General features: G+C 72.9%; 21 protein-coding genes. 6 read left to right on the forward strand and 15 right to left on the reverse strand.

The features are described 5' to 3' along the window. Window positions 1-36 precede the first annotated feature (36 nt). The gene (locus OO63_RS29300) at window positions 37-1,248 is read right to left on the reverse strand and encodes an SDR family oxidoreductase (RefSeq protein WP_397622211.1); all 1,212 of its coding nucleotides are present in this window, start codon (window positions 1,246-1,248) and stop codon (window positions 37-39) included. A gap of 193 nt (window positions 1,249-1,441) precedes the next feature. Between OO63_RS29300 and OO63_RS29305 the strand changes: the two genes are divergently transcribed. Both OO63_RS29305 and OO63_RS29310 read left to right on the forward strand, forming a co-directional pair. After that, the gene (locus OO63_RS29305; RefSeq protein ID WP_030359829.1) at window positions 1,442-2,914 is read left to right on the forward strand and encodes a zinc-dependent metalloprotease; all 1,473 of its coding nucleotides are present in this window, start codon (window positions 1,442-1,444) and stop codon (window positions 2,912-2,914) included. Continuing rightward, entirely contained in the window at window positions 2,911-3,435 is a 525-nt protein-coding gene (locus OO63_RS29310) for an NUDIX hydrolase (RefSeq protein ID WP_030359828.1), read from the forward strand. Before OO63_RS29305 ends, OO63_RS29310 begins: the two co-directional genes overlap by 4 nt. 102 nt (window positions 3,436-3,537) lie before the next feature. Here the strand turns inward: OO63_RS29310 and OO63_RS29315 are convergent, their stop codons facing one another. From OO63_RS29315 to OO63_RS29330, 4 genes are all read right to left on the reverse strand, one after another. Then, a complete protein-coding gene (locus tag OO63_RS29315; RefSeq protein ID WP_030359827.1) occupies window positions 3,538-4,293 on the reverse strand; it encodes an AIM24 family protein in 756 nt (251 codons plus the stop codon). A gap of 16 nt (window positions 4,294-4,309) precedes the next feature. Next, window positions 4,310-4,990 (reverse strand): AIM24 family protein, encoded by a 681-nt coding sequence (locus tag OO63_RS29320; RefSeq protein ID WP_030359826.1) that lies wholly within the window; start codon window positions 4,988-4,990, stop codon window positions 4,310-4,312. Window positions 4,991-5,001: 11 nt separating this feature from the next. After that, the gene (locus OO63_RS29325) at window positions 5,002-6,783 is read right to left on the reverse strand and encodes a TerD family protein (protein ID WP_030359825.1); all 1,782 of its coding nucleotides are present in this window, start codon (window positions 6,781-6,783) and stop codon (window positions 5,002-5,004) included. A gap of 114 nt (window positions 6,784-6,897) precedes the next feature. After that, window positions 6,898-7,491 (reverse strand): M48 metallopeptidase family protein, encoded by a 594-nt coding sequence (locus OO63_RS29330; RefSeq protein ID WP_033264574.1) that lies wholly within the window; start codon window positions 7,489-7,491, stop codon window positions 6,898-6,900. 209 nt (window positions 7,492-7,700) lie between these two features. On the opposite strand from OO63_RS29330, the gene OO63_RS29335 reads away from it, so the two are divergent. The 3 genes from OO63_RS29335 to OO63_RS29345 are packed head-to-tail and all read left to right on the forward strand — an operon-like array spanning window position 7,701 to window position 10,776. Next, entirely contained in the window at window positions 7,701-8,837 is a 1,137-nt protein-coding gene (locus OO63_RS29335) for a TOMM precursor leader peptide-binding protein (protein ID WP_030359823.1), read from the forward strand. A gap of 41 nt (window positions 8,838-8,878) precedes the next feature. Then, window positions 8,879-10,276 (forward strand): ABC1 kinase family protein, encoded by a 1,398-nt coding sequence (locus OO63_RS29340; protein ID WP_030359822.1) that lies wholly within the window; start codon window positions 8,879-8,881, stop codon window positions 10,274-10,276. Continuing rightward, window positions 10,273-10,776 (forward strand): NUDIX hydrolase, encoded by a 504-nt coding sequence (locus OO63_RS29345; protein WP_030359821.1) that lies wholly within the window; start codon window positions 10,273-10,275, stop codon window positions 10,774-10,776. Before OO63_RS29340 ends, OO63_RS29345 begins: the two co-directional genes overlap by 4 nt. Window positions 10,777-10,815: 39 nt before the next feature. Here the strand turns inward: OO63_RS29345 and OO63_RS29350 are convergent, their stop codons facing one another. From OO63_RS29350 to OO63_RS29370, 5 genes are all read right to left on the reverse strand, one after another. Continuing rightward, on the reverse strand, window positions 10,816-11,049 hold the full coding sequence (locus OO63_RS29350) for a hypothetical protein (protein WP_033264575.1): 234 nt from the start codon (window positions 11,047-11,049) through the stop codon (window positions 10,816-10,818). A gap of 229 nt (window positions 11,050-11,278) precedes the next feature. Further along, window positions 11,279-11,602, reverse strand: coding sequence for a hypothetical protein (locus OO63_RS29355; RefSeq protein WP_030359820.1), 324 nt, complete (start codon window positions 11,600-11,602; stop codon window positions 11,279-11,281). Next, on the reverse strand, window positions 11,599-11,967 hold the full coding sequence (locus tag OO63_RS29360) for a WhiB family transcriptional regulator (RefSeq protein ID WP_030359819.1): 369 nt from the start codon (window positions 11,965-11,967) through the stop codon (window positions 11,599-11,601). The genes OO63_RS29355 and OO63_RS29360 overlap by 4 nt, the downstream gene beginning before the upstream one ends. A 166-nt stretch (window positions 11,968-12,133) precedes the next feature. Continuing rightward, a complete protein-coding gene (locus OO63_RS29365; RefSeq protein ID WP_030359818.1) occupies window positions 12,134-12,484 on the reverse strand; it encodes a hypothetical protein in 351 nt (116 codons plus the stop codon). A 162-nt stretch (window positions 12,485-12,646) separates the two neighbouring features. After that, complete coding sequence (locus OO63_RS29370; protein ID WP_199819515.1) at window positions 12,647-14,863, reverse strand: ATP-dependent DNA helicase UvrD2; 2,217 nt, start codon at window positions 14,861-14,863, stop codon at window positions 12,647-12,649. A 168-nt stretch (window positions 14,864-15,031) separates the two neighbouring features. Between OO63_RS29370 and OO63_RS29375 the strand changes: the two genes are divergently transcribed. Then, the gene (locus OO63_RS29375; protein WP_030359816.1) at window positions 15,032-15,274 is read left to right on the forward strand and encodes a mycoredoxin; all 243 of its coding nucleotides are present in this window, start codon (window positions 15,032-15,034) and stop codon (window positions 15,272-15,274) included. Window positions 15,275-15,301: 27 nt separating this feature from the next. Here OO63_RS29375 and nudC read toward each other — a convergent pair whose 3' ends face one another. From nudC to OO63_RS29400, 5 genes are all read right to left on the reverse strand, one after another. After that, window positions 15,302-16,249, reverse strand: coding sequence for an NAD(+) diphosphatase (gene nudC / locus OO63_RS29380; protein WP_030359815.1), 948 nt, complete (start codon window positions 16,247-16,249; stop codon window positions 15,302-15,304). Between the two features lie 88 nt (window positions 16,250-16,337). Beyond that, window positions 16,338-17,759 (reverse strand): dipeptidase, encoded by a 1,422-nt coding sequence (locus tag OO63_RS29385; protein WP_030359814.1) that lies wholly within the window; start codon window positions 17,757-17,759, stop codon window positions 16,338-16,340. A 10-nt stretch (window positions 17,760-17,769) separates the two neighbouring features. Next, window positions 17,770-21,480: an ATP-dependent DNA helicase gene (locus tag OO63_RS29390; RefSeq protein WP_031192737.1), complete on the reverse strand. Its 3,711-nt coding sequence runs from the start codon at window positions 21,478-21,480 to the stop codon at window positions 17,770-17,772. Window positions 21,481-21,579: 99 nt separating this feature from the next. After that, window positions 21,580-22,278: a hypothetical protein gene (locus tag OO63_RS29395; RefSeq protein WP_030359812.1), complete on the reverse strand. Its 699-nt coding sequence runs from the start codon at window positions 22,276-22,278 to the stop codon at window positions 21,580-21,582. 122 nt (window positions 22,279-22,400) lie between these two features. Further along, window positions 22,401-24,333 (reverse strand): UrvD/REP family ATP-dependent DNA helicase (locus tag OO63_RS29400; protein WP_033264576.1); only part of this gene is annotated, 1,933 nt, incomplete at its 5' end.

Below are 24,333 nucleotides of genomic sequence, written 5' to 3' on the forward strand. Positions count from 1 at the left end.
CCCCCTCCGGGGGCAGTACCCCGACCCGGCGGAGCGCTAAAGCCGCCGCCGGGCCTTCCGAGCGCGCCGCACCAACGCAGCCGTACCCAACAGAGCAACCGTCGCCCCCGCGGCCCCCGCAGCCGTCGCGTCCTTGCGCCCCAGCCGCCGCCCGGCAACAGTCCGCCGCCCGGCGACCTCCTCAAGCAGCTCCGCGAGCACCTCTTCGTTGGTCCACTGCGGCCGCCACCCGGCATCATGCAGCCGACTGACACTGACGACCCACGGGTACATCGTGTAGGCGAGATCCCCCGCCGGGGACGGCGTGAGCCCGATCCGATGGAGCCGGGCCGCGGCCCCGAGGGCGACGGCGGACGGCAGCTCCATGCGCCGGATCCCGCTCAGCTCCTCGACCTCCTCCTGCTCCAGCCACCCGTCGCACCCGACGGCCAGATCCCCGTCGACCTTCTCCACGACGGCGTACTCCAGCGCACTGCACAGATCGTCGACGTGGCAGAACTGCCAGGCCGGCCGCGACCCGGCCACGACCAGCAGCCGAGGCGACTCGAAGTACCTGGTCAGCGCGGTGTCGGTGCCGCCGACGAGGATCGCGGGCCGCACCACGGTGACGTTCAGACCGGGATGCGCGCGCGGCGCCCGGCGGGCGAGCCGCTCGATCTCCAGGAGGTCACCGACGCCCGTGGCCTCCGCGGTCGCCCGCAATTCGGCGTCTTCGGAGAGGGGCAGTTCGTTGTCGGCGAGCGCTCCGTAGACCATCGCGGAGGTGCACAGGACGACCCGGTGGACGCCCGCGGCGGCGGCCGCGGTGAGGACGGTCTGTGTGCCGCGCACGTTGTACGCGGTGCGGGCGGCGGCGTCGGTCTCCAGGTCGAGGTCGAGCGCCAGGTGCACGACGACGTCCACGCCGCGCAGCTTCTCGGCGATGGCCGGGTCCCGGACATCGAGGATGTGCCACTGCGCCCGTGCGCACTCACCGCGGCGCTCGTCGATGGCCACGACCTGCTTGATCTCCTCGGACGCGGCCAGGCGCTCGGTGAGGAGCGCGCCCACGCCCGCGGCCGCGCCGGTGACGGCGACGACGGGGCCGCGCGAGGAGGACGGGGAGGCGGACGGCGAGCCGTCGCGCAGCGGCACCACAGCGGGTGCCGTCTCCTGCGCCGTCTCGGAGTCCGGCCCTCCGCCTGCCTCTGGCGGCGTCGGGTCTTCGGGGTTTCGCGCTGCGCGAACCTGTGGATCTGGGGAACTCACCGGGCGTCTCCAGCGGTTGTCTTCAGTACAGACGCAAACTGACGCGTACGTACCAGGTGGCACCATCCTGCCGCAGCCCCCGGGGCGGCGGAGCACCGAGGCCCGAACCCGCCGCGGTGTCTACGCTGGGTGGTGTTGTCGGGCAGCCGCCGCCGGACCCAAGATCCGGTGGCCTTACGAGCCGAGGAACCCCGTGAGTGACACCCCATTCGGATTCGGCCTTCCGCCGGAGGAGCCGGAGAACGGCGACGAGGGCAAGAAGAAGGACACCCCCGGAGGGGGACAGGGTTCCGGCGGCCCTGCCAACCCGTTCGGCTTCGGGCCGCTGGGAGCGGGCGGCGCGGGGGGTGACAACCCCTTCGCCGCGATGTTCGGATCGATGAATCCGAACGACCTGGGGGCCGCGTTCCAGCAGCTCGGCCAGATGCTCTCGTACGAGGGCGGTCCCGTGAACTGGGACATGGCCAAGGACATCGCCCGCCAGACCGTCTCCCAGGGCACGGCGGACGGCACCAAGGACGCGAGCGTCGGCCCCGCCGAGCGGACCGCGGTCGAGGAGGCCGTGCGCCTGGCCGACCTGTGGCTGGACGACGCGACGTCCCTGCCGTCGGGCTCGGGCAGCGCCGTCGCCTGGAGCCGCGCCGAGTGGGTCGAGGCGACCCTGCCGGCCTGGAAGGAGCTCGTCGACCCGGTCGCCGAGCGGGTCGGCCTCGCCATGGGCGACGTCCTGCCGGACGAGATGCAGGCCATGGCGGGCCCGCTGATCGGCATGATGCGCTCCATGGGCGGCGCCATGTTCGGCCAGCAGATCGGCCAGGCCGTCGGCGTCCTCGCGGGCGAGGTCGTCGGCTCGACGGACATCGGGCTCCCCCTCGGCCCCGCGGGCAAGGCCGCGCTCCTGCCGGTGAACGTGGAGGCGTTCGGCAAGGACCTCGGCGTGCCGATGGAGGAGGTGCGCCTGTATCTCGCCCTGCGCGAGGCGGCCCACCAGCGCCTCTTCGCGCACGTGCCGTGGCTGCGCTCGCATCTGTTCGGCGCCGTCGAGGGGTACGCGCGCGGGATCAAGGTCGACACCTCCAAGCTGGAGGACGTCGTCGGCCAGTTCGACCCGCAGAACCCGGAGCAGCTGCAGGAGGCGCTCCAGCAGGGCATGTTCCAGCCCGAGGACACGGCCGAGCAGAAGGCCGCCCTCGCCCGCCTGGAGACCGCTCTCGCGCTCGTCGAGGGCTGGGTGGACGCGGTCGTGCACGCGGCGGCCAAGCCCCGTCTGACGTCCGCGGACGCGCTGCGCGAGACGCTGCGCAGGCGCCGGGCCACCGGCGGCCCCGCCGAGCAGACCTTCGCCACCCTGATCGGCCTGGAGCTCCGCCCGCGCCGCCTGCGGGACGCCTCGCGCCTGTGGGCCTCGCTCACGGACGCGCGCGGTGTGGACGGCCGTGACGGCCTGTGGGCCCACCCGGACATGCTCCCGACGGCGTCGGACCTGGACGACCCGGACGGCTTCGTGCACCGCGAGCAGCTGGACTTCTCCGAGCTGGACAAGATGCTCGGCGAGGCCGCGGGCGGCGGCACGTCCGGCAAGCCGGACCTCAAGAAGGGCGACGCCACGGACGGCGGCCCGGCCGAGGGCGGCTCCGGCGAGGGCAAGGACGACGACGGCAAGTGAGCCTGCACGACGACGCCGTTCTCGTACTGAAGGCCTACGAGAACCAGGAAGAGCTCCGCCAGTACTACCTGGACCACCTGTCCGCGCACCCCGAGGACGGCCTGTGGAAGGCCTGCACGGACGGGCATGTGACGGCCAGCGCCCTGGTGATCGACCCGTCGCGCGGGCGCGTGCTGCTGACGCTGCACAAGAAGCTGCGGATGTGGCTCCAGATGGGCGGCCACTGCGAGCCGGGCGACGCCTCCCTGGCCGCCGCCGCGCTGCGCGAGGCCACCGAGGAGTCGGGCGTCCCGGGCCTGTCGCTGCTGCCCGGTGGCCCGGTCCGCCTCGACCGGCACCCGATCCCCGGCCCGTGCACCCAGCACCTGGACGTGCAGTACGCCGCGCTGGCCCCGGCGGACGCGACCGAGGCGATCAGCGACGAATCGTTGGACCTGCGCTGGTTCGCCTACGGCGAGGTGGCGGACGTGGCCGACGAATCGGTCGTGCGACTCGTCGAGGCGACCAGGGCACGCCTGTAGCGGACGTATGCCCCTGAAAGGGGCGCGGGGAACTGCGCGACCAGCCACAACTGGCCCGCAGTTCCCCACGACCTGCTCATGATCCCCGTCCCGGGGACACGCTCAGTTCCAGACGTTGCCCTGGTTCTGCCCCCGGGCACCCTGCTGCCCCATGCCGAACTGGGCACGCGCGCCCTGCCCGATGTTGGCGTGCTGCGGCGGCAGCATCTCGCTGGGCTGGACGAGGGCGTAGCCCTGGCCCATGAAGCTGAGCTCCCAGCCCTCGCCGGTGTTGCCGCGGCGCCGCCAGACGCCCGAGGAGTGCGTCTGGGCCTGCATCTGCACCCGCAGCCCGTTGGACCAGGCGACGATCGCGTCCGCGTCGGCGTTGACGTACCGGTCCGGGGTGACCTGGAGCATCAGCGGCTGGCCCGACGTCATCAGGGCGACCTTGCCGCGCCCGGTGATGTTGAGCTGGTACTTCCCGGAGCCGGAGATGCCGTACTGGCTGTCCACCGCGATGACCTGGTGGGTGAGGGACGAGTCCATGGCGAGGACATAGGCGCTGTCCACCGTCAGGCCGTCCTGGTCCACGTCCACCAGGTGGATGTACTGCGCGAGGTTCGCGAGGTAGACGGTGCCCTGCCCGTGGCAGCGCATCAGGTCCAGGCCCTCGCCGGTGTGCGCGCGGGCGCGCTGCTGGCCCCGGCTCTGGAACTCGGCGTCGAACTCGATGAGCCCCTGGTAGGCGACCATCGAGCCCTTGCGGGCGAGCACGTCGTCGTGGCCCTCCAGGGCGACCCGCAGGAGCTGCGGGTTCTGGACGGAGTAGCGCTCCTGAGTCTGCTGCTCAGCATGCGCGAAAAGCGAGCTCTGCATGGTGTGTTGCTCCCCCTCAGCTCCGGATCCGGAGGCGGTCGGTGCTGTCCTCACTGGGCTGTACGACGACGATGCCCTCTCCGGAGAAGCCCATCTGGTAGGCCTCGCCGCTGCCGCGCCCGATCAGGGAGCCGGCCCTGAAGCTGCGCTTGCCCTTCACCTTCAGGTTCGGCGACCAGGCGATCAGCGCGTCCGGGTCCACGTACGTCTCGTCCTCGCCGCGGCCGCAGTCGACGACGATCGGCGTGCCGCGGGAGGTCAGCGCCACCCAGCCCTGGCCGGAGACCTTGATGTTCCACAGGCCCTGCCCGGCGAACTTCGCCAGGCCCTTGACCCGCTCGACACCCCACTGGAGGCTCGCGTCGAAGGCGAGCAGGTTGGTGCCGTTCACGGAGAGCGAGTCGCCCGCCAGGTTGATGATGACGACATCGGCTCCGTAGTCGGCGAGGTAGAGCAGGCCGTCTCCGGAGCACTTCATCAGGGGGGCGCCCTCGCCGGTGATCCAGTCGCGCGCGATCTGGCGGACGGCGGGCGGGTTCGGCTCGTACTGCACGAAGCCTTCGTAGGCGACCATCGACCCCACGCGCGCGAGGAGGTCGTTCCCGGTCTGCATGGCGACCTTGACCATGTGGTGGCCGTGGTTCTCCATGCGGGCGGCGACGGGTGCCGGGGCAAAGCCCGCGAGCTGCTGGTTCATGACGGGCTCCCTCAGACCTCGAACGGCTGGACGACGATGAAATTGCCGGGCGCGCCACGGAACTGGAGGTTCACGCTCTCTCCCGTGAAGCCCGCGGACGCGTTGCCGCGCAGCCTGACCTGGCTGGACACGATGGCCTGGGCGGCCGCCGACCACGCCACCACGGCGTGGCAGTCGGCGAACGTCGTCGGCGTGACCGGCAGCACGACGGGCATGCCGTGCGTCTTCACGACGACCGTGCCGGTCCCCTGGAACTGCATGACGAACAGCGCGCCACCGGGGATCCCGTGACCCTCGATGCGGCGCACCTCGTGCTGCAGCGTCTCGTCGAAGGCGAGGACGTTCTCCGCGGAGACGCAGATCGCGTCGCCCTGGAGCTCGATGGGGTGCAGGTGCGTGCCTTCCTCCGCGAGGAAGACCTGGCCGCGTCCGGAGCAGCGCATGAGCTGCATCTCCTGACCGGTCGCGTTGCCGACGATGCGGCCCTGGAAGCCCGCGCCCTTGTAGCCGAACTCGACCTTGCCCTGGTAGAGCACCATGCTGCCCTGGCGGGCGAGCACCGGCTGGGCGCCGACACCGAGGTCGACGCGGACCAGCTTCTCGTTCTGCTGCGTCCAGCGCTGTCCCGTGCCCGCCTCGCGGTACTTCTGGAGCGCGGCGGCCACACCGGCGGTCTGCGGGGCGCCCTGCGGGACTCCGCCCGGGGCTGCCTGGCCGAACGGGGCCGGGGCCTGGCCGGGGACCTGGCCAGGCATGGGCGCCCCCGGCGGCTGGCCGTAGCCGGGCGGCGCGGGCGCGGCGGCCTGCTGGCCGTAGCCGGGCGGCAGGGGGGCCGAGGGCTGCTGCTGGTCGTAGCCCGGCGGGGGCGGTGCCGAGGGCTGGCCGTAGCCGGGCGGCAGGGGCGCGGAGGGCTGCTGGCCGTAGCCCGGCGGCGGGGGCGGCGTCTGGCCCGGCTGGCCGTACGGGCTCGGGGCCTGCGGGGGCGGGACGGCGCCGCCCGGCTGGTTGAGCGGCGCGACGATGGTCTGCGCGGCGTGCACCGAGGGGTCGGGGGCCGGGGCGGGCGGCGGGGTCGCACCGCCGGGGGGCGCGAAGTGCTGGGCGGGAGCGGGGTCGGGCGCGGGAGCCGGAACCGGCGCCGGGGGCGGCGTGGCGGGACCCGCGGGCGCGCCGAACGCGGGCGGCGCCGCGGCGGCAGGCGCGGCACCGCCGGCGGGCGGCGCGAAGCCGGGGGCGGCCTGCGGCTCGGGGGCCGGGGGCTCTTCCTCGGCGACCTCGCCGCCGAAGTTCCTGATCAGCGCGTCGAGGCCGCCGTCGAAGCCCTGCCCGATCGCGGCGAAGCGCCAGACGTCCTTCAGGTAGAAGTCGCCCAGCATCAGGGCGCGCTCGGTGGAGAACTCCGAGCCGTTGAAGGAGTACCGGGCCACTTCCTCGCCGCCGGCCACGATCCGGATGTACCCGGAGGCGAGCTGCGACATCTGCCCGGCGCCATCGATCGCCGCGGTGAACGACAGCTTCTGGATCTGCGGCGGGATCCGGTCCAGCGTGACGCGGAAGGACTCGTCGTCACCGGCCTGGGCGCCCAGGAGCTGAAGCGACTCCTCCGGAGACTTCGGCTGGTTGAAGAAGATGAAGTAACGGTCGTCCGACAGCCGCTCACTCGCGTCGAGGCCGAAGCAGCTGATGTCGAAGGTCACCCCTGGGGCAGCGATGTGCACGCCTACGTACAGATCGGTCCCCGCGGTGAGGTCACTGATCCTGGCCTTGTGGCCGCGTTGGAATTCCCTGGCCATACGTAACGACCGTCCCCCATCCCGAGTGGTTGCGTCGCGCCAGGCTAACCGCTCCGTCCGACAGTGGACGACGTCGGTACAGACCCGGTACACAACCGGCGCACCAGGCGCCCCTCACTCCTCGCGAGCAGCCGGAAGGTGCGGCAGCCGGTCCGCCGCGACCACCCCTTCGAGGTAGCCCCGGGCCCGCTCGGTGCGCGGATACGCGTCGAGGAGGCGCCAGAACCGGGGCCCGTGCCCGGGCACGAGGAGGTGCGCGAGCTCATGGAGCAGGACGTAGTCCACGACGTACTCGGGCATGCCCTGCAGCCGGTGGGAGAGCCGGATGCTGCCCTCCGACGGCGTGCACGAGCCCCACCTGGTGTTCTGATTCGTCACCCAGCGAACGGAGCTGGGCCGGGCCCGGCCGTCGAAGAACTGCTCGGACAGCCTGAGGGCCCGCTCGGACAGCTCGCTGTCGCCCAGGACCCGCTTGCTCTCCTGTGCCGCCAGCTTGTCCAGCATGACGCCCACCCAGCGCTGCTCCTCCGCCTCGGACATCCGGGCGGGGATCAGGACGACGGTCCGGTCGCCCTCCCGGTACGCCGAGACCGTTCTGCGGCGGCGGGCGCTCCTTCGCACCTCGACCGCGCTCGCCGCCGAGCCTGATGGCGGCGGGCTGGTCGCGCTGCGCTGTGGGCTTCCGCGATGCAGTGGGTCGGCGGGCACGCCATGACGTTACCCGCTTGGCGTGGGGGAAGTCCCGCCTCCGGGACGGTTCGGTCCCGATCCACTCCCCATGCGCTGCATTAGTACGACAAGTACTCAGCGCCTGTGGACAACCGCGCGCACGTCCGGCGCGGGCCGGGCATTCTGGCATTCGAGCGGCCGAACGACGACGACCACGACGTCCGGCCGGACCGACGGGGGGCCGAACGATGCATCCGATCCTGAAACCGAGCCTGCGCCGGGGCTGGCGCGACCTGAACACCGTCCAGTTCGGGGCGACGCGGGCACACGCCCGGGTCCTCGGGCCCGTGGACACCGCGACGGGCAGCTTCCTCTCTCTCCTCGACGGCACCCGCGGGCTGCCCCTGCTGCGCGCGGAGGGACAGCGGATAGGACTGCCGGACGGCCATGTGGACCGGCTCCTGCACCGGCTGGCCCGCGCCGGACTGCTCGACGACGCGACAGGCGGGGGCCCGGCGGCCGACGCCCTGCGCGCCCGCACGGACGTGATGGACCGGCTGCGCCCCGACCTCGCCGCGCTGTCGGTCGTCACCCCGGAGCCGAACCAGGCCGTCCGCACGATGGCCGCGCGCCGGGCCACCCGCGTGCGCGTCAAGGGCGGCGGCCGGGTGGGGGCGGTCGTCGCCTCGGTCCTGTCCGGGGCGGGGGTCGGCGAGGTCGATGTGATGGACGGCGGCTGTGTCGAGCCGTGGGACGTCGCTCCGGGCGGGGTGCCGCCGGATTCGGTGGGACAGCGAAGGGACGCCGCCGCGAGAACGGCCGCACGGCGCGCGGCGCCCGGACGTCCGCCCCGCCACCCCGAGGACCGGGGCGACGGCGAGCGTGCCTGGTCCCTGGTCGTCCTCGCCCCGCGCGACGGCCTGGACGCCTTCGCTCCCGACCCGGCCGCCGCCGAGCCCCTGATCGCTGCGGGGACCCCGCATCTGTACGCCGGGGTGATCGAGGGCACAGGCGTGGTCGGCCCGCTGGTCCTGCCCGGCGCGACCGCCTGCGCGGGCTGCCTCGCCCTGGACCGCGCCGACGCCGACGCGGCCTGGCCGCGCATGCTGGCCCAGTGGCGCTCGGGCCGTCGCCGCCAGGTCCCGGCCTGTGACCTGGCCCTCGCGGCGACGGTCGCGGGGCTGGCCGCCGCGCACGCGCTCGCCTTCCTCGACGGGGCGGAGCCGGCCCTCGCGGGGGCGCGCTGGGAGACCTCGACGCCCGGCTTCGACTGGCGCAGACACCGCGCGCGGACGCATCGTTCGTGCCCCTGTGGGGCGAGTGAGCAAGTAAAGGGGGAGCGCGCCTCCGTGGATCGAGAGCCGCACGAGACAATGGCCGAGTAAGCGTCCGAAAGGGCGCGGCTGTCTGGGATTTGGAGGGGCGCATGTCTGATCTTCCCCGGAAGGCGGTCACCCGTACCGCCAAGCTGGCCGCGCTGCCGCTCGGCTTCGCCGGGCGGGCGACCTGGGGGCTCGGCAAACGCATCGGCGGCAAGTCGGCGGAGATCGTCGGCCGGGAGCTGCAACAGCGCACGGCGGAGCAACTGTTCAAGGTCCTCGGCGAGCTGAAGGGCGGCGCCATGAAGTTCGGGCAGGCGCTGTCCGTCTTCGAGTCGGCGCTCCCGGAAGAGGTGGCGGGTCCCTATCGGGCGGCGCTGACGAAGCTTCAGGAAGCGGCGCCGCCGATGCCGACGCGCACGGTGCACGCGGTGCTCGCGGAGCGGCTCGGGGCGGACTGGCGTGATCGTTTCCAGGAGTTCGAGGACAAGCCCGCGGCGGCGGCCTCGATCGGCCAGGTGCACCGGGCGGTGTGGGAGGACGGCCGCGATGTCGCGGTGAAGGTGCAGTATCCGGGCGCGGGCGAGGCGCTGCTCTCGGACCTGAACCAGTTGAGCCGCTTCGCCCGGGTCCTCGGCCCGCTGATCCCGGGCATGGACATCAAGCCGCTCATCGCCGAACTGCGCGACCGCGTCTCCGAGGAGCTGGACTACGGCCTGGAGGCACAGGCCCAGCGCGCCCACGCCGAGGAGTTCGCGGACGACCCGGATGTCGTGGTGCCGGACGTGGTCCACCAGAGCGAGCAGGTCCTGGTGACGGAGTGGATGGACGGGGTGCCGCTGTCGGAGGTGATCGCGGAGGGGACGCAGGAGCAGAAGAACCGCGCCGGCCAGCTCCTGACGCGCTTCCTCTTCTCGGGGCCGGCCCGCACAGGCCTGCTGCACGCCGACCCGCACCCGGGCAACTTCCGGCTGCTGACCGGCGAGAAGGGCGAATGGCGGCTCGGCGTCCTCGACTTCGGCACGGTGGACCGGCTGCCCGGCGGACTGCCCCCAACGATCGGCGACTCGCTGCGGATGACCGTCGAGGGCGAGGCGGACGCGGTCTACGACATGCTGTGCGAGGAGGGCTTCGTCAAGGAGACGGTCGACCTGGAGCCGGAGGCCGTCCTCGACTATCTGCTGCCGATCATCGAGCCCGCGGTGGCGGAGGAGTTCACGTTCACCCGTGGCTGGATGCGCAGCCAGGCGGCCCGGGTGGCCGACCCCCGCTCCCCCGCCCACCAGTTGGGCAAGCGGCTGAACCTCCCTCCGTCGTATCTCCTGATCCACCGCGTGACGCTCAGCACCATCGGGGTCCTGTGTCAGCTGGGCGCGACGGTGCGGATGCGGGAGGAACTGGAGGAGTGGCTGCCGGGATTCGTCGCCCAGGACGTCGAGGAGGAAGCCGACTTGGCGGCGGGCCCGGCGGATGAGGGCGTGGAGGAGGCGGTGGCGGAGGCATGACCGTGCGCAGAACACCCCGGCGCGCGGCGCGGGTTGCGGTGATCGCCCCGGACGACGCGGTCTTCCTCTTCGGGTACGACAACGAGGAAGTGGGTGTCCACTGGGCCATGCCCGGCGGCGGCCTTGATCCGGACGAGCTGCCGAGGGAGGGCGTGCTGCGCGAACTGCGCGAGGAGACCGGCTGGACGGACGTGCGGCCCGGAGCCCTGCTGTGCACCTGGGAGCACGATTTCACCCGCGCGGGTGTGCCGGTACGTCAGCACGAGCACATCTACGTGGCCCGCGGGCCACGGCGCGCCCCTACGCCCGAGGCCGCCGCCGCGCATGCCGAGGACGGCATCCTGCGCTGGCGCTGGTGGACCCCGCGGGAGCTGGCCGAAGCCCCCGAGCCGCTGTGGCCGCCCCAGCTCCCGGATCTGCTGGACGCGCTGCGCGCCACGGGTGTGCCGCAGGGCGTCGATCTCGGGTACCAGCCTCACGTGGCGGCGCACCAAGGCTGAGCCGAGGCGGGCGGGTGTGCCATCGAGCGGAGGGGTGGCTCACCACCAGGCAGAGTCGAGCCGCCCCTCGATCGCCCGGATGTTGTCCCGGGAGCAGGTGTCGCAGAAGTAGTGCCGGGCGCCGTTCTCCACGGAGCAGATCCATGTCGGGGGCGAGCCGTCGGCGACTGTGCCGCAGCGGGAGCACACGACGCTCTCGATGTCGTTCTTGACGTCGTGGCCGTTCTTGACGTCGTGCCGGGCGTCCGCAGGTTCAGGAGGCTGCTGGTCCACGCGGCGACCTTATCGCCGCCACCAGAAGATCGGTGCGCACAACGCACCGCGGGGGCCGGTCCGTTCGGACCGGCCCCCGCGGTGTACTTCCGTGAAGCTCCGGTGAGCTTCGTCTGTGCCGGTGCCCCGGGCGCTGCGCGCGTCCCGGGCCGCCGTGCGTGTCGTGCCTGCCGGTGCGGCCGCTCTGGCGCGGCCGCACCGGTTCTCGCGGATTCGCGGAGCTGCGGGACTACTGCATGACCGCGATGGCGAGGGCACGCCTCGCGCGCAGGGACGCGCGCTCGGCGCGGCGCTGCATGCGGCGAGCCGCGATCAGGCGCGCGGCCGGGCGGTGCTCCTCGGCCTCACGCAGGCGTTCGTGCATATGCGCACGGGCCAGGGCTTCTGGGATGAGTTGCATTTCGCGGGTCCTGTTCTGGCGCGAGCCGGTCGCGCCGGTGGTGGTGAAGTCTGAGATGGCGGAGCCACTGGGCTCGCTCGTGGGTGCCTTCATCGGGGCCTGCTTCTTGGGGTCGTGCGTCATGGGGCGATCGATCGTTCCGGCGGTACTCATGCCACGACCGGGTTCTTCCGCGGACGGCCACGCGGCCGCTTGCGGGCCACGACCACGCCCTGGACGAAGAGCTCGCCGCCCCAGACGCCCCACGGCTCACGCCGCTCCTTGGCGCCGGCCAGGCAGGCCTCCATCAGCGGGCAGGTACGGCAGAGGGACTTGGCGTACTCGACGTCGGCCGGGGACTCGGCGAAGAAGACCTCCGGGTCGTAGGCACGGCAGGGGACGGGTACGCCGAGGTTCTCGATGGCGTCGTCGAGCGCGGTGAGCGCGGTGAGGGGAGTCAAGGTCGGGTCCTCCGTGGGTGCGGGCGGCGGGAGAGTGTCTGAAGGCGGTACGGACGGGGCGTGCGCTTCGAGTTGCACGGTGGTGTTTTCCTCGTCTGGTCGTGCCGGCCTGGGTCGGCCGGTTGGCGGCTGGTACCGGGTCTTGCTCAGCCCCTTCGCTCTGTCTCCCGGTTCTGGGGAAAACAGAAGGGCCGCGGATCCCGGGTGGGGTTCCGCGGCCCTGAAGGCGCCGGTCTGATCGAGATCAGACTGGATCACTCCAGGGTTCGAGCCCACGGAAGGCCCACATCGTGTGGTGCTGCTGCGTCTTGTTCCGGAATCCGGCACCGGCTGCCGCGAAGACATAGGCCTGTGCCTGTGCCGTCGCTACTGCTTCCGATGCCTTGGTCGGTCGCTCATTGCCCTCGCGGATCTCAAGACCCGACAGGGGCAGGGCGGGGGCGGCCGGACGCACGGCGGCGCTGCCGAGAGACGGAGCGGCGTTGCCGACGGACAGACCGGTGCCCTGGTTCGAGAAGCCGAGCAGGCAGGAAGCGACGACCGAGCGATCGGTCATTTTGACGGTGCTGATGAAGCTCTCGTTGTTGCTGATCACTGGAATCGCCTCCTCTCGGCGTCTAGGGGAGCGGCCGAAACCGTTCCTCGGACTGACAAGTACAGCACGGGACCAGGGCTTCGGAGAAGCCGCCGTTCCCGTGCTTAAGAACCTATGGGTCTTCCTTGCGCATGCGCAAACTATTTTTTCGACGAGTTTGAATCAGTTCGCCTCGTCGTCCTCCGCAAGCTCCTGACCTGCACAGATAGCGAGGACGTCGGCGCCGAAGTGACGCAGCTTGCGGACGACGACGCCCGGGATGCGGGCCAGCTCACCCTCGTCCTCCGGCACGGCCTCCGCGATGGCGATCAAGGTTTTGTCCGTGAAGACGCAGAACGGGGGCTGTCCCAGGCGCCGCGCCTGACCCGATCGCCACTCGAGGAGCCGTTCGTAGAGCCCTTCGTCCATGTCCGACGGGCAGCCCTCGCAGCGCATGAGCTTCATCTCACCGGCGTCGGTGAGGGTGCGGCCGCAGACACGGCAGCGCGCGGGGCTGCGGCCGCCGCGGCGGCGCTCCCGGGGCGCTCCGGCCTCACCGGGCTCCCCGCTCCGGCCGGTGCCGCGCTCGATGCCACCGGGTCCGCCCGCCGCGCGCGCCCCCGCGGCGGTGCCCGAGCCGGGGCGCAGGCCGTCGAGGAAGCGGCTGGCCCGGCGGCTGGGGCGGCCCCCCGGGGACCGTGAGAGGGCCCAGGACAGGGAGAGGTGGACGCGGGCGCGGGTCACGCCCACGTACAGGAGCCTGCGCTCCTCCTCGACCTGCTCGGCGGTCTTGGCGTACGTGATCGGCATCATGCCCTCGGCCAGGCCGACGAGGAACACGGCGTCCCACTCCAGGCCCTTCGCCGCGTGCAGGGAGGCCAGCGTGACGCCCTCGACGGTGGGCGCGTGCTGTGCGGCGGCGCGCTCGTCCAGCTCGGCCACGAGGTCGGCGAGGGTGGCCTCGGGCCGGGCCGCGGCGAAGTCCTCGGCGAGGCGCACCAGGGCGGCCAGGGACTCCCAGCGGTCGCGGACCGCGCCGGAGCCCGCGGGCGCCTTGGTCGTCCAGCCCTTGGTGGAGAGCACGGCCCGCACCTGCGAGGGCAGGTCGACCATGTCGTCCAGGAGGGTGTCGTTGCCGCCGAAGCGGGCGGCGCCGCGCAGGGCCGCGCCCGCCTCGCGGACCTCGGTGCGCTCGAAGAAGCGCTCGGCTCCGCGCAGCAGGTAGGGGATGCCCAGGTCGGCCAGGGCCTGTTCGTAGATCTCCGACTGGGAGTTCGTGCGGAACAGGATCGCGATGTCGCCCGCGGGGACGCCGTCGGCGATCAGGGCGCGGATGCGGCGGGCGGCGCCCTCGGCCTCGGCGGGCTCGTCCGCGTACTCCGTGTAGACGGGCTCGGTGCCGGGCTCGCGCTGCGAGACCAGTTCGAGGCGGTGGTCGGCGGCACGGCCGACGGCCTGGGAGAGCAGGCCGTTGGCGAGGTGGACGACCTGGGGCGTCGAGCGGTAGTCCCGGACGAGCTTGACGAGGGTGGCGCCCGGGTGGCGGGTGCGGAAGTTCAGCAGGTGGTCGGGGGTGGCGCCGGTGAACGAGTAGATCGTCTGGCTGGCGTCGCCAACGACGCAGAGGTTGTCGCGGTCGCCGAGCCACAGCTCCAGGAGGCGCTGCTGGAGCGGGCTCACGTCCTGGTACTCGTCGACCACGAAGTGCTGGTACTGGGAGCGGACCTGGTCGGCGATGTCGTGGCGGTCCTGGAGGATACCGACGGCCAGGAGCAGGACGTCCTCGAAGTCGATGACCGAGCGGTCGCGCTTGAGGTCCTCGTACGCCGCGTAGAGCTGGGAGATCTCGGCGGGGTCGCGGGGGGTGTCGCGGCCGGACTTGGCCGCGACGGCGGCGTAGTCGGCGGGGACGGTCTGGGTGACCTTGGACCACTCGATCTCGCCGGTCACATCCCGCAGCTCGTTGCGGTCGAGGCGGACGCGGCAGGCCGCCGCGGCCTCGGCGACGAGCTGGACCTTGCGCTCGACGAGGCGGGGCAGCGAGCCGCCGACGGCCTTCGGCCAGAAGTACTGGAGCTGGCGCAGGGCGGCGGAGTGGAACGTGCGCGCCTGGACGCCCGTGGCACCCAGCTGGCGCAGGCGGCCGCGCATCTCCCCGGCCGCGCGGTTGGTGAACGTGACGGCGAGCACGCTGTTCGGCTGGAGGATCCCGGCCCGCACGCCATAGGCGATGCGGTGCGTGATGGCGCGGGTCTTGCCCGTGCCCGCGCCCGCGAGCACGCACACCGGCCCGTGCAGGGCGGTGGCGACCTCGCGCTGCTCCGGGTCGAGCCCGTCGAGCACCGCGTCGGCCGTGTCCGGGACCCGGGGGAAGAGGGTGGAGTGCGTTGCTGCTGTCACCCCGCCATGCTGCCAGGTCCCACGAGGCGGCTGTGCCGGTTGTCCACAGGGGGGCGCTCGCAGTCGTACTAATGCGGGAATGGTGACCGGGTCGCGTACGTTCGAGTCAGTGCGGCTACGCACACGACGTGCGGTGACGCACCCCGAGGCTTAAGGAGCGCGAGAGACATGCCGGGCACTGTGACGATGTACAGCACCACGTGGTGCGGCTACTGCCGCAGGCTGAAGAGCCAGATGGACCGCGAGGGCATCACGTACGAAGAGATCAACATCGAGCACGACCCGGACTCCGCGGCCTTCGTCGAGAAGGCGAACGGCGGCAACCAGACGGTTCCCACCGTTCTCTTCCCGGACGGCTCGACGCTGACCAACCCCTCGCTGGCCCAGGTGAAGCAGAAGCTCGCCGCCTGACCCGGCGGGCCGGGCGGCGCGCCCGGCTCAGGCGAGCGTGCCGGGCTTCGGCAGGGGCTTGCCGTACCAGAGCTCGATCAAGCGGGCCGCAATCGAGATGCCGTAGGGAGGCAGGACCTCCCCGGACTCGAAGGCGGCCCGCAGGTCGTCGCGGGAGAACCAGCGCGCCTCGTGGATCTCCTCGCCGTCGACGTCGATCTCCGAGGACGTGGCGCTCGCCATGAAGCCCAGCATCAGGCTGGAGGGGAACGGCCAGGGCTGGCTCGCGACGTACTCGACGTCGCCGACCGTGACGCCCGCCTCCTCGAAGACCTCGCGGCGCACGGACTGCTCGATCGACTCGCCCGGCTCCACGAAGCCCGCGAGGGTCGAGAAGCGGCCCTCGGGCCAGTGCACCTGACGGCCGAGGAGCGCGCGGTCCTCGTGGTCCGTCACCAGCATGATCACGGCGGGGTCGGTGCGCGGGTAGTGCTCGGCGCCGCAGGCCTGGCAGCGGCGGATGTGGCCGGCTGCCGCGATGACGGTGCGCTCGCCGCAGCGCGAGCAGAAGCGGTGCATGCGCTGCCAGTTCTCCAGGGCCACGGCGTGCACCATCAGGCCCGCGTCGCGCGGGGAGAGCAGCAGGCCCGCTTCGCGGAGGCCCGCCGCGCGCGCGGAGGCGTCCATGCGTCCGGGCAGCGCGTCCTTCTGGAGCGCGAAGTAGCTCACGCCGTCGTCGTCGGTCCCCAGGAAGTAGCGGTGCGCCTCGGTGAGGGGCGCCTCGAACGACGGGGTCATCACGAGTTCCGTGCGGCCGTCGGAGGTCTCGTCGATGAGCACCTGGCCGCCGGACACCACGAAGACCCGGGTCGAGGGGTGGCTCCACGCGGCGGCGAGCCAGGCCTCGTCGAGACGGTGATGGGCCGCGCGGTCGATGCCGCTCGGCGCGGTGAGCGAGACGGGACGGTCAGCTGCGCGGTCGGTCCAGGTGGTCACTGGTGCTTCCAACTCCCCCGATGGAATGGGTGGTTCAGCGAGCGGGTCTCTTCAGTGTGCATCGCGGTGCGCGACGCGTTTCGCCGGTTCAGTGGGCGCCGCGCCAGTGCTCCGCGAGGTCGCCCCACAGGTAGGCGCTCGTCTCGGCGCCCTTCAGGAGCAGGTCGAGCTCGACCTTCTCGTTCGGCGCGTGCCAGCCGTCCGAGGGGATGGAGATGCCGAGGAAGAGCACGGGCGCCCCGAGGACGTCCTGGAGGTCGGCGGCGGGTCCCGAGCCGCCCTCCCGGGTGAAGCGGATGTCCTGCTCGAAGGCGCGGCCCATGGCGCGGACGACGGACTGCAGCGCCGGGTGGTCCAGCGGCGTCAGACAGGGGCGCGTGGCCCCGCTGAAGGTGATCGTGTGCCCGATGCCGGCGGGCAGCTGGTCGGCCACCCACGCGCGGACGGCCTTCTCGACGCGCTCCGGGTCCTGGCCGGCGACCAGCCGGAAGGAGAGCTTCAGGAAGGCGCTCGACGGGATGATCGTCTTGCCGCCGGGGCCTTGGTAGCCACCGCCGATGCCGTTGACCTCGGCGGTCGGACGGGCCCAGATGCGCTCCAGGGTGCTGTGCCCGGCCTCTCCGTAGGGCGCGTGCGACTTAGCCGTACGCAGCCACTCGGCCTCGTCGAACGGCAGCTCGGCGAAGAGCTCGCGCTCGCGGTCGGTCAGCTCGACGATGCCTTCGTAGAAGCCGGGCACGGCCACGCGCGCGTGCTCGTCGTGCAGGGCGGCCACGAGGCGGGCGGCGGCCGTCGCCGGGTTGGGCACGGCGCCGCCGAAGGAGCCGGAGTGGATGTCCTGGTCGGGTCCCGAGAGCTCGATCTCGCACTCGGCGAGGCCCCGCATGCCCGTGCACACCGTGGGGGTGTCCTTGGACCACATGCCGGTGTCGGAGACGATCACCGCGTCGGCGGCGAGACGCTCGGCGCGCTCCTCGACCAGGGCGCGGAAGTTCGGGGAGCCGGACTCCTCCTCCCCCTCGACGAGCAGCTTCAGGTTCACCGCGGGCGCGCTGCGGCCGGTGACGGCGAGGTGGGCGCGGACGCCGAGGGTGTGGAAGAAGACCTGGCCCTTGTCGTCGGCTGCCCCGCGCGCGTAGAGGCGGTTGTCGCGGACGACGGGCTCGAAGGGGTCGGTGTCCCAGCCGTCCTCGACGGCGGCGGGCTGCACGTCGTGGTGGCCGTAGACGAGGACGGTGGGCGCGTCCGGGTCTCCGGAGGGCCACTCGGCGAACACCGCGGGGGCGTCGGCCGTCTCCCACACCTCGACCGTCGGGAAGCCGGTCGAGGTGAGCCGCGCGGCGAGCCAGTCGGCGCTGCGGCGCACGTCGGGTGCGTGGTCGGGCTGTGCCGACACGGACGGGACGCGCAGCCACTCGGCGAGGTCGTCGAGGAAGGCAGCACGGTGGTCGTCCAGGTACGCGCGGACGGCGCTGACGACACTGTCAGAGCTGTTGACGGTCTTGCTCATGGTCACGAGCCTATCGGCCCGCGGGAGTGCTCCGGTCGGGCGGCCGGTCACCCCACTGTCCGGCGGCCCCGGCAGCATCCCCGAGCAGGATCCGCTCCAGCTCGGCCCGGCCCGGCAGGTTCGCCGGGCGGACGGTCTCGCCGCTGCGCACGTAGAGGAACGCGGCTCGCACGGACTCAGGCGGCAGGCCGTGCTGCTCGGCCCACGCGAGGCGGTAGACGGCGAGCTGGAGGGGGTCGGCGTCCTGGGTGTGGCCGGTCTTCCAGTCGAGGATCTCGTACGTGGTGTCGTCGCCGTCGCCGTTCTTGTACACGGCGTCCATGCGGCCGCGGATGACGCGGCCCGCGAGGGCGATCTGGAAGGGGTACTCGACGCGGTGGGGGGTGCGACGGGCGTACTCGGTGCGCTCGAAGGCCTCCTTGAGCGCCTCCAGGTCGCGCTCGTCCGCGATCTCCGCCTCGCCGGGGCCGCCACCCGGCAGCTCGTCCGGGCCGAGCATGGGCAGCCGCAGCTCCTCGAAGCGGGCCTCCACCCAGGCGTGGAAGCGGGTGCCGCGGCGGGCCGCGGGCTGCGGCGGCCGGGGCATGGGCCGCGCGAGCTCCTGCGCGAGGGCGTCCGGGGCACCGGCGAGGCGAAGGAGCTGGGAGGCGGTGAGCGTGGTCGGCAGGAGGACGTCGCGGACGCTCTCGCGGGCCCGCAGCAGCTCGCCGGTCAGGGCGTCCAGGTCGCGGTCCCAGGAGGCGAGGGTGCGGGATTCCTCCGGGGTGAGGCGCGGGGGTGCCTGGGGGGTGCGGGCGTGCGGGATGGCGTCCTTGGTGAGGGCTGTCTCGTCGGACGTGGTGTGCCTGGGGTGGGGCGGGGTCGGGGGCTCCGTGGACGCGGGGCGCTGCGCGGATGCCGGGTGCCCCGGGGACGTCGGGTGCCCCGGGGACGTCGGGTGCCCCGGGGACGTCGGGCGCTCCGTGGACCAGGAGTCCCACTCCGAGGGGTCCTCGGCGCCCGTTCCGTGGGCGGCGTCGTCCCCGAAAGCATCGCCTTCGTAGACGTCGGCATCGTCTTCGTAGCCGTCGGCACGGCCTTCGTAGGCGTCGATCTCGTCGTCGTCCGGCGGGGGCGGCCAGTCCGGGTCCGTCGCGTACTCCGGAGGCTCGGCGGCGTACGCGGAGACGGGGTCGCCCGCGGCGGGGTGGGGCTCCTCGTGCGAGCGGGCGTCGTCGGCCGTGAGGCGGTCCAGGTGGGCGAGGACGGTGTCCGCGGCGGCGCGGCGGCGGGTCAGGGAGTCGGCGTCGAGGGGTAGCGGCCAGGCGTGGTCGGCCGCCTTCTCGTGCAGCGCCGGGTTCTCCTCGTCCTCCTCGGGCTCGTCCGCCCAGGCCTCGATCTCGCCGTGGCCCGCCGCGCAGTGGTCGTACAGGGCGGTGAGGAAGTCGGACGGGCCGCGGGGCTTCTTCTGGGTGGGGCCCCACCAGTGGCCGGAGCCGAGCAGGAGGCTGCGGGGGCGGGTGAACGTCACGTACCCGAGGCGCAGTTCCTCGGTGTGCTGGTGGTCCTTCATCTCGGCGTGGAAGGCCTTCATGCCCTTGGCGTCCCACGCGCCGACGTCGGGGAGGGTGTCGGCGTCCCCGCGCAGGGTGTGCGGGACGACCTTGGCCTGGGCCGTCCACTTCTCACGGCCCTGCGCGCTCGGGAACGTGCCGGTGACCAGGCCGGGCACGGCGACGACGTCCCACTCCAGGCCCTTGGACTTGTGGGCGGTGAGGACCTTGACGGTGTTCTCGCCGCCGGGCAGGGCGTTGTCGAGGCCCTTCTCGTACTGGGCGGCGGTGCGCAGGAAGCCGAGGAAGGCGAGCAGGGAGGCCGAAGGGTCGTTGGCGGCGAAGGACGCGGCGATGTCCAGGAAGTTCGACAGGGTCTCGCGGCGGCGGGCGGCCAGGGCGTGCGGGGACGCGGAGAGCTCGACCTCCAGGCCGGTGACGGCGAGCACCCGGTGCAGGACGTCGAGGAGCGGGTCGGCCAGGGAGCGGCGCAGGTCGCGCAGTTCGGTGGCGAGGCGCGCGAACCGCACCCGGGCTTCGGCGGAGAACGGCAGCCCGTCGTCTCCGGAGCCGTCGGCGGGGGCCTCCAGAAACGTGTCGAGGGCGTCCGCGAGCGATATCACCTCGGACGGGTCGACGCCCTCGACGGCCTCGGCGAGCCGCCGGTCGGCGTCCTCGGGTCCTTCGGGCGCGCTGTGCCGCACGAGGAGGCGGGCGCGGCGGCCCAGGAGGGCGAGGTCGCGCGGGCCGATCCGCCAGCGGGGGCCGGTCAGGAGCCGCACCAGGGAGGCGTTGGCGCCAGGGTCCTGGAGGACTTCGCAGACGGCGACGAGGTCGGCGACCTCGGGCAGGTGCAGCAGGCCGGACAGGCCGACGACCTCGACGGGGATGTCGCGGGCGACGAGGGCGGCCTGGATCTCGGCGAAGTCACCGGCCGTGCGGCACAGGACGGCGATCTCACCGGGGGCCTTGCCGGTGGCCACGAGGTGGGCGAGGGAGTCGGCGATCCAGTCGATCTCCTCGCTGTGGGTGCGCAGCAGGGCGCAGCACACGCTGCCGTCGCGCTCGGCGCCCGGGGCGGGCCGCAGGGCCTCCACGCCCGCGTGCAGGGCGCGCAGCGGCGCGGCCAGGCCGTTGGCGAGGTCGAGGAGGCGGCCGCCGCTGCGGCGGTTCTCGCTGAGGGCGTGGCGCGTGGCGGGGCGGCCGTCGGCGTGCGCGAAGTGGTCGGGGAAGTCGTCGAGGTTGGCCACGGAGGCGCCGCGCCAGCCGTAGATCGCCTGGCAGGGGTCGCCGACCGCCGTCACGGGGTGGCCGGTGCCGCCGCCGAACAGGCCCGCGAGGAGGACGCGCTGGGCCACCGACGTGTCCTGGTACTCGTCGAGGAGGACGACGCGGAACTCCTCGCGCAGGATCTCGCCGACCTCGGGGCGGGTGCGGGCGAGGGTCGCGGAGTGGGCGATCTGGTCGCCGAAGTCGAGGAGGTCGCGGGCGCGCTTCGCCGTGCGGTACCGGTCGACGAGCTCGGCGAGCTGGAGGCGGGCGGTGGCCGTCTCGGGGACCTTGCGCAGGTCGGCGTTGGTGAGCTTGGCGCCCGCCAGGGTGCGGAGCAGGTCCACGTCGTGCGCCCGGAGGCGGTCGGGTGCCACCAGGTGCTCGGCCAGCTCGCCGTCGAGCGTGAGCAGGTCGCTGACGAGGTCGGGGAAGGAGCGGGTCAGCGCGGGATACGGCCCCGGGGCCTCGCGCAGGACGCGGGCGGCGAGCTGGAAGCGGGTGGCGTCGGCGAGGAGGCGGGCGGTGGGCTCCAGGCCGATGCGCAGGCCGTGGTCGGTGAGGAGGCGGCCCGCGAACGCGTGGTACGTGGAGATGACCGGCTCGCCCGGAGGGTTGTCCGGATCGACGGTCTCCGGGTCGGTGACGCCCGCCTTGATCAGCGCCTTGCGCACCCGCTCGGCGAGCTCGCCCGCCGCCTTGTTCGTGAACGTCAGGCCGAGCACCTGCTCCGGGGCGACCTGCCCGGTGCCGACCAGCCACACCACGCGCGCGGCCATCACCGTCGTCTTCCCCGACCCGGCTCCGGCCACGATCACCTGCGGGGCGGGCGGCGCGGTGATGCAGGCCGTCTGCTCCGGGGTGAACGGGATGCCGAGGAGCTCTTTGAGCTGCTCGGGGTCGGTGAGGCGATCAGACACGTCAGAGAGGCTAGCGGCGGCCACTGACATCCGGGGCAGGACGGGTTCGTCCGTCGCCGCCGCGTGTGTCCGTGGCCGCCGCTGCCGGGGCCCGTCGGATCAGGAACCCATCAGGTCCTTCTGCTCGACGACCTGACCGGCCGGCGGGGCCTTGACCGTGACGGGGGACCCATAGTCGGTGAAGGTCATCTTGGCCGGTCCTTCGCTGTCCTTCTTGTCGATCCGCAGGAAGTACGGCTTGCCGTCCATGGCGACGTAGTACGTGACAGTCTTGCCGTTCTTGGCTCGGGTGAGGACGGCCACCTTGTCGCCGTCGACCTCGGCGTCCTTCTCCCGCTTGAGGCCCTTGAGCTTCGTCGACTCGAACATCACGTCCTTGTCGCAGGTCTTGTTCTGCTGGCCCTCCGGGAGCTTCATCCAGCGGCCCTCGACCTTGTCGCCCATGGAGGAGCCACGCGTGGCGTTCTCCCAGAACTTGTCGTCGCCCTTGATGTACGAGGTGCCGCCGGACACGATGATCTCGCCGGTGCCCCCCGTGGCGGAGCGCGTCTTGCCCTGGCAGTCCTCGGACTTGGCGACCGCGAAGTCGACCTTGACCGCCTTGCCGTTCTCGTTGCCGGTGCCGGACACCTTGAAGGAGCCCGCGCCCTTCGAGGCGGTGATGGCCTTCTGCGCAATCTTGTCGGCGCTCATCCCCTCGAAGGGGTCCTTGTCGCCGTCGTCGTTGCAGCCCGTGATGCCGACGACCGCGACGGCACAGGCGGCTGCGGCCGCCAGAAGGTTCCGGTTGGCTGCCATGTCTCTTGTCTCCTAGGAAGGGTGTTCAGCTTGACGGCGACTCTAGAAGGCCGGTGCGGCTGCTATGGGCGCGTCGGTCCGGGACGTGAGGTCGGCCACTCGTACCGCTTCCGCGTGGCCTCTCACTCCACGACCTGCTTGCCCTCCGGGCGGGCGCTGCACGAGGCGCGGAAGGCGCAGTGCGTGCAGTGCTGGCCCGTGACCGGGGTGAACCGCTCGTCGAGGACCTTGCCCGCCGCCGTGGCGAGGAGGTCGCCGACCCAGTCGCCGGACAGCGGCTCCTGGGCCTGGACCTTCGGCAGCGCGTCACCGCCGTCCTTCTTGGCCGCGCCCTGGCGCAGCTGGACCAGTTCCGCGCCGCCCACGTCGGGACGTACGCCTTCGAAGACGTCGTCCGCGGCGCCCTCGCGCACGGCGAGCTGGTAGACGGCCAGTTGGGGGTGGCGCTCGACGTCGGCTGCGCTCGGGGCCTGTTTGCCGGTCTTGAAGTCGACTACGTAGGCGCGGCCTTCGCCGTCGCGTTCGACGCGGTCCATGGAACCGCGTACGCGTACTTCGTAGGGGCCCGCTTCGAGCGTCACGTCGAAGTCGTGCTCACTGGCGACCGGGGTGCGGCCCGTGTGGGCGCCGCTGACGTGCCACTGGAGGAAGCGTTCGAGCGCCACGCGCGCGTGCTCCTTCTCCTGGTCCGACTTCCAGGGGGCGTCGAAGACGAGGGCGTCCCAGACGGATTCGAGGCGTTCCATGAGGACGTCGAGGTCGGCGGGCGTGCGCCCGGACGCGACCTCGTCGGCAAGGACGTGCACGACGTTGCCGAAGCCCTGGGCGGCCGTCGCGGGCGCGTCGGCCTTCACCTCGCGGCCCAGGAACCACTGCAGGGCGCAGGTGTTGGCGAGCTGGTCGAGCGCGCTCCCGGACAGCGCGACGGGCTTGTCGCGGTCCCGCAGGGGCACCGCGCTCGCCGTCGGCTCGAACATCCCCCACCAGCGGTGCGGGTGCGCGGACGGCACCAGGGGGCGCTCGTCGGCGTCGGTGAGCGCCGCGAGACGGGCCAGGCGCTGGGCGGCGGCCGCGCGCAGGGCGTCCGAGGCGTGCGGGTCGACGGTGGTGGCCCGCAGCTCCGCGACGAGCGCGGAGACCGAAAGGGGGCGGCGCGGGCGGCCGGTCACGTCCTTCGGTTCGACGCCGAGTTCGGTGAGGAAGCGGGAGGGCTGGTCACCGTCGTCGGCGGGCGCCTTGACGGCGGTGACGACGAGGCGCTCCCGCGCGCGCGTGGCGGCCACGTAGAACAGCCTGCGCTCTTCGGAGAGGAGCGCTCCCGGGGTCAGGGGCTCGGCGATGCCGTCGCGTCCGATGCGGTCGGCCTCCAGGAGGGAGCCGCGGCGGCGCAGGTCTGGCCAGAGGCCTTCCTGGACGCCCGCGACCACCACGAGCCGCCACTCCAGGCCCTTGGAGCGGTGTGCCGTCATCAGGCGTACGGCGTCGGGGCGCGCCGAGCGGCGCGTCAGCGTGTCGGCGGCGATGTCCTGCGCCTCGATCTCGTCCAGGAAGTTCAGGGCGCCGCGCCCGCCGGTGCGCTCCTCGGCGCGGGCCGCGGTCGCGAACAGGGCGCACACCGCGTCGAGGTCGCGGTCGGCGTTGCGGCCCGCCGCGCCGCCGCGCCGCGCGGCGCGCTCCAGACGCCTCGGCCAGGGCGTGCCGTCCCACAGGTCCCACAGCGCCTGCTCGGCGGTGCCGCCGTCCGCCAGCCGCTTCCTGGCCCGGCTCAGGAGCTCGCCGAGCCGCTGGGCTCCCTTCGCGTACGAGGGGTCGTGCGCTATCAGCCGCTCCGGCTCGGCGAGGGCGCGGGCGAGGAGTTCGTCGGAGGGCGGCGGGACGTGGTTGCCCGCGGCCCGCTCCTCCTCGCGCAGGGCCCGGCCGAGGCGCCGCAGGTCCGCGGCGTCCATGGCCGCGAGGGGGGAGGTGAGCAGGGTGAGGGCGGTCTCGGTGTCGAGCCAGGCGGGGACGGTGGGCTCGGCTTCGCGGGAGGGGGGGGGGGACGGGGCGGTGGACTCC

Origin of the sequence: Streptomyces alboflavus, from assembly GCF_000716675.1 — a bacterium.
GTDB lineage: Bacteria > Actinomycetota > Actinomycetes > Streptomycetales > Streptomycetaceae > Streptomyces > Streptomyces alboflavus.